Source organism: Rhodopirellula maiorica SM1, from assembly GCF_000346295.1.
Taxonomy (GTDB): Bacteria; Planctomycetota; Planctomycetia; order Pirellulales; family Pirellulaceae; genus Novipirellula; species Novipirellula maiorica.
The window spans coordinates 1-4,525 of sequence record NZ_ANOG01000630.1; the positions used below are offsets into that span (position 1 = coordinate 1).

General features: G+C 53.1%; 6 protein-coding genes. 3 read left to right on the plus strand and 3 right to left on the minus strand.

What is annotated here, in order from left to right; all coding sequences use genetic code 11:
• Positions 1-646: pyridoxal-phosphate dependent enzyme (locus tag RMSM_RS20280; protein ID WP_040768463.1), on the plus strand; the 646-nt coding region annotated here is incomplete at its 5' end.
• Positions 647-663: 17 nt separating this feature from the next.
• On the opposite strand, the gene RMSM_RS20285 is transcribed toward RMSM_RS20280, so the two are convergent.
• From RMSM_RS20285 to RMSM_RS42850, 3 genes are all read right to left on the minus strand, one after another.
• Positions 664-1,941: a M48 family metallopeptidase gene (locus RMSM_RS20285; RefSeq protein ID WP_008700407.1), complete on the minus strand. Its 1,278-nt coding sequence runs from the start codon at positions 1,939-1,941 to the stop codon at positions 664-666.
• Positions 1,941-2,702, minus strand: a complete 762-nt coding sequence (locus RMSM_RS20290) for a TIGR00266 family protein (protein WP_008700409.1) — start codon at positions 2,700-2,702, stop codon at positions 1,941-1,943. The genes RMSM_RS20285 and RMSM_RS20290 overlap by 1 nt, the downstream gene beginning before the upstream one ends.
• 91 nt (positions 2,703-2,793) lie before the next feature.
• The gene (locus RMSM_RS42850; RefSeq protein ID WP_008700412.1) at positions 2,794-3,159 is read right to left on the minus strand and encodes a hypothetical protein; all 366 of its coding nucleotides are present in this window, start codon (positions 3,157-3,159) and stop codon (positions 2,794-2,796) included.
• 342 nt (positions 3,160-3,501) lie between these two features.
• Between RMSM_RS42850 and RMSM_RS20300 the strand changes: the two genes are divergently transcribed.
• Both RMSM_RS20300 and RMSM_RS20305 read left to right on the plus strand, forming a co-directional pair.
• Positions 3,502-4,005, plus strand: coding sequence for a fasciclin domain-containing protein (locus tag RMSM_RS20300; RefSeq protein ID WP_052031720.1), 504 nt, complete (start codon positions 3,502-3,504; stop codon positions 4,003-4,005).
• A gap of 303 nt (positions 4,006-4,308) precedes the next feature.
• Positions 4,309-4,525 (plus strand): hypothetical protein (locus RMSM_RS20305; RefSeq protein WP_040768466.1); only part of this gene is annotated, 217 nt, incomplete at its 3' end.

Sequence of the window (4,525 nt, forward strand, 5' to 3'; positions counted from 1 at the left end):
GACCAAGATCATTGGGGTCGAGCCGGCGGGCGCTCCGGCGATGTACGAAAGTTTGCATCAGGGAAAAGTTGTCACGCTCGACAAAATTGATAACTTCGTCGATGGTGCCGCTGTCAAACGGGTCGGCGATTTGAATTTCGCGATCGCCGCCCAAGTGGTTGACCGGATGTTGCTGGTCCCCGAAGGCAAAGTGTGTAGCGAGATGTTGCGTCTGTATAATGACGAGGGGTTGGTCGTCGAACCCGCTGGGGCATTAGCGATCGCAGCGCTCGAGCAAATCAGGGACGAGATTCAAGGCAAAACGGTCGTTTGTGTCGTCAGCGGTAGCAACAACGACATCAATCGCACCGAAGAAATTCGAGACCGCGCGTTGTTGTACGAAGGACTCCAGCACTACTTCATCATCAAGTTTCCACAGCGCGCCGGAGCCCTGCGAGACTTCCTCAACAACGTGCTTGGTCCCACCGATGACATTACGCACTTCGAGTACACCAAGAAACACAATCGCGAGACCGGCCCCGCGTTGGTGGGATTACAGATCGCCAAAGCAGACGACTACGCCGGACTGATCGAGCGAATGAACACCAGCCACATTGAATACCAAGTCGTCAATGAGCAGCGAATGCTGTTCGAACTACTTGTCTAAAATGTGGGATGGGCATCTTACCTGTCATCAAGAGCAACTAACTCGGCTGCACTGTTGCGGTTTTTCCATAGATACAGAATCCGCATCGATGTGGCGGGGTGGATGCCGTCGCCTTCACCCAGGATGCGAAATAGCGATTTTTCGGGTGCCGCCACAATCATTTGTACCAAGGCTTCGATCTGACGCAGATTCAAACGGACGTCCTGAGGATCGTCTAGGATCGATTCCCACTCGAGTCGGTCGATGTTGTTGATCTGTTTGGCTTGCTGCTCGAGTTGTTCCTTCAGATCATCCCCGTCATCGTCGCTTTCCCAGACATATTTGATGAATCCCGATAACGACGCGCTGCGATTCGCTTGAGTACGTTGTTTCAATTCACGTGTGACCGCTTCAAACAATTCAGGTTCGGCTGCGTGACCGTAGGGGATCGCCTTTTCCACCGCCGCCGCCATCTCGCCCGGTGTTAGCAGTTCGTTCCCCGCGTTCAGCGCCATGACTTCCAACTGAATCAAAAATCGCATCTCGGCATCCAAGCCAACTTTCAGCAATCCGCTGATCGACGATTCGATTCCATTGACCTGCGCGCCAAAATCATCGCAAAGGAATTCGATCGCTCGGCCATGCCTGATGCTGCCCAACCCGCTGGCAAACCAGAACGCTGAACTGATCGCCGAAACAATGATGAAGCCGAGGTAGCCGACGGTGTGCGTCCACTGGACTGCAAAAATACCCACCAATGCTCCCAGCACGAGCGTCAACAGACGAAACCGCTCATTGGCGAGGTTAAAGCGGTAGTAGTGTCCAAGTTCGTGTCCCATCACTGCCTGGACTTCATCACCTCGCAGCTTGTGCAAGACTTGGCGATGCAGATAGATTCCGTTCAGCCCGCCAAAAATGCGTCCCAATCGCATCGCTCCGGCGTTGAGTGATTTGTCGCTGGTCACGTAAACGGGCAAACGTTCGTCCGCAAGTTTCAAACGTTGCAGCGTTTCGCGGTAGAGCGTTTGCAACTTGTATTTGTCAAGCTCGCCAAAACGCGTGGTTTCCTTGATATCCTCGATTCGCTTTTTCTTTTGCCCCCATGTCCGCGCTAATTCCATCGCGAACGGACCAAGGATCACCAAACAAGCCGTGACCGACACGATCGGCGCAAACACGACTTGGTCCCACCGGATCAACGCGATCAGCGTGATGATGCCGATCACGTGCACCGTGATCCACAACCATGTAAATTGATTCGCGCGACGCAGTTGATCGAGCAACGCTTGACGATCGGGAACCGCTTGTAAGTTCATCAGAATGCTGCGTCAATCAAGGTTGTGAGGATCCCGCCGGACGGTTTACCCCGCGTTTGAAAGTAGACATCGCCTGGGCCGGTGTAGCGGTTGATCAAACCTTCACCGGACATCAGCGAATCTTTCAGCGACGCGGATGCTTTGACTAGTTTGTAAGTCACGGTGTCCGAGAACGCGACCATAAAACGATTGTCAACATACAGCGTTTCGTCGGTTTCGAGCTTGCGATGTTCGATCGCACCAAACGTTTGACAGAACACGTTTCCACGACCCGTCGCGTGCATCAAGAACAATCCCTTCTTGCTCATCAATCCTTTTAGTCCACCGTACTTGATTCGCACATGAGTCTCGCCGGTGTTGGCCAAGTAGGAACCGCGTGTCAGGAAATAGCCTGCATCGGGTTCGAGGTCCAAGGCAACGATGTCGCCATAGCTTTCCGGAGCCAGCACGACGGTTTGGTTATCGGACTTTGCACGGAATTCAGCAGTAAAGAAACTCTCGCCCCCAAGCATGCTTTTGATGCCGCTAAACCACGAACCACGCGGTTGCCGCCAAGTGGCTGGCAACCCAGATTCGGATGTCGAATCGTCATGCGATGATTCGGACTTTCCGTCGGAATCCAAACGACCGACATGCGCCGAGATCGAAATCCCAGCCGACATCGTCAGCATGCTGTTCGGCTGCGCGACCACGTACTCGTGCTGGGCAAGCGAGAACTGAAGCGTTGAAAAGACGGGGGCGTGGTTAACACGGAAATCCATAGATTTTGATGGAGCGATCTGAACGCTCGTGTTTCAGAGGCTTCAACAAGAAATGGAAAGCAGTTGGCGGCGCCGAGTCAAATCAAACCAATCAAAAATCGTCGGCGGTATCGGACGCATATTTGTTGCGCATCAAGTAACCGGCAAATGCGATCACACCAAGGATCCCAAGAAAGATAAACAGAGCCACCATCCGTGATACACCCAGCACATCGGAGATGCCGGTGATGCAAATGTCATAAATGACGATGCGAATGAACCAGCCAACCAAGCCACCAAGCCCGCCGCCACGGCGCGCCAATACGGACGAATGAAGAGAAAGCACTAAATTATCCTGCTCACAATGAGGAACAAACGAGGAAGCCTTGGGATCGACGTTTTGACCACGAGCGCAGAAAGGGATCGCTTCGCTTCGCCAAAATCGTTTCTCACGACGATGGAACAGGTATAAGAGCATTTCAACCCCTGTCAATGTTTTTCGAGGTCCACCCGATGGAGCCGTCCGAAATCGTTACCATCGCCCCCTCAAAAAACGAACAATTAATCCAAAAAGCCATTGACGCATCGCTAAGATCTCGTTGTGCAAAGGACGCACTCTGCTAGCCGGCGCCAGAAAAGCGTAGTGGGCGTTTTGTGGGTTCAGACGTTGGTCTCGCAAACGCAGCGTTTCAGTTCTTAGTCCATCCCGATTCGTGTTGCGGCAGTGTTGTCGCGTTGACCTCGGAGCTATGTCTCGGGTGCATTTTCTCGCGATATCGTGCTGGACCGAAACCCAAAACAAATCTGAGAGATTCGTAAGATGAAAAATTTCTTCGCTATGGTTGCCGTCGCAGCAGTAATGACCGTTCCGAGCATCAGCTTCGCGGAAGAGCACGAGGCAAAGTCGGGCAAAACGATTGTCGATATTGCGGCCGGCAACGAGGACTTCAGCACATTGGTTGCTGCTGTGAAAGCCGCTGGACTTGTCGACACGCTCAGCGGTAAGGGGCCGTTCACTGTCTTCGCACCGACAAACGAAGCGTTTAACAAACTGCCCAAGGGAACGGTCGAGTCGCTACTGAAACCCGAAAACAAGGACAAATTGGTATCGATCCTGACCTATCATGTCGTCTCGGGCAAAGTGATGGCTGCGGACGTGGTCAAATTGGACGAAGCCAAGACGGTGCAGGGCCAATCGGTCAAGATCAACACCAATAGTGACGGGGTGATGGTCAACAAGTCAAAGGTCGTCAAAACCGATATCGAAGCATCCAACGGCGTGATCCACGTGATCAACGCGGTGTTGCTGCCATCGGATAAGTAATTGGTTTGCATCGTTCACGATGGGCCTAAACCATTCGGCCTCGGCTGTCCCTAAAAAACGGAATGGCCGAGGCTTTTTTTGTGCCGCGATGTATTGCTTCGAGGTTTCATCTTCACGTGGGAAAGGTTTCCAGCCGGTCATAACAGATGGGACGGCAATGGTGGGCAAAAGTCTTGGCGACTTTCGCTACGAAGAATGGGGGCGAAGAAGGGAGACGTAGGGTCGTCTTCGTCCCCCCTTACTTTGACAATAGGGGCGGCTCTCGTTAATCTAATGGAGCCCCCCTCCTCTGTTTCGTGCTTTATGTCGCGTATTTCCTTCGTCCTGTTGGCTCTGTTTCTGTTGCCCGGCGTCGTTTCGTCGTCGTCGGCACGGGGAAGCTGCGGCGATTGGTTGGCACATCCGACCGCTGCGGAAAACAGTGGCGATCACTCGCATGCCGATGCTAAGACAGAAAATTCTGTGAAAACGGGCAACGCTTCGGACGCTCGTGAATCTCGTCCCACCGAATCGCAACCAC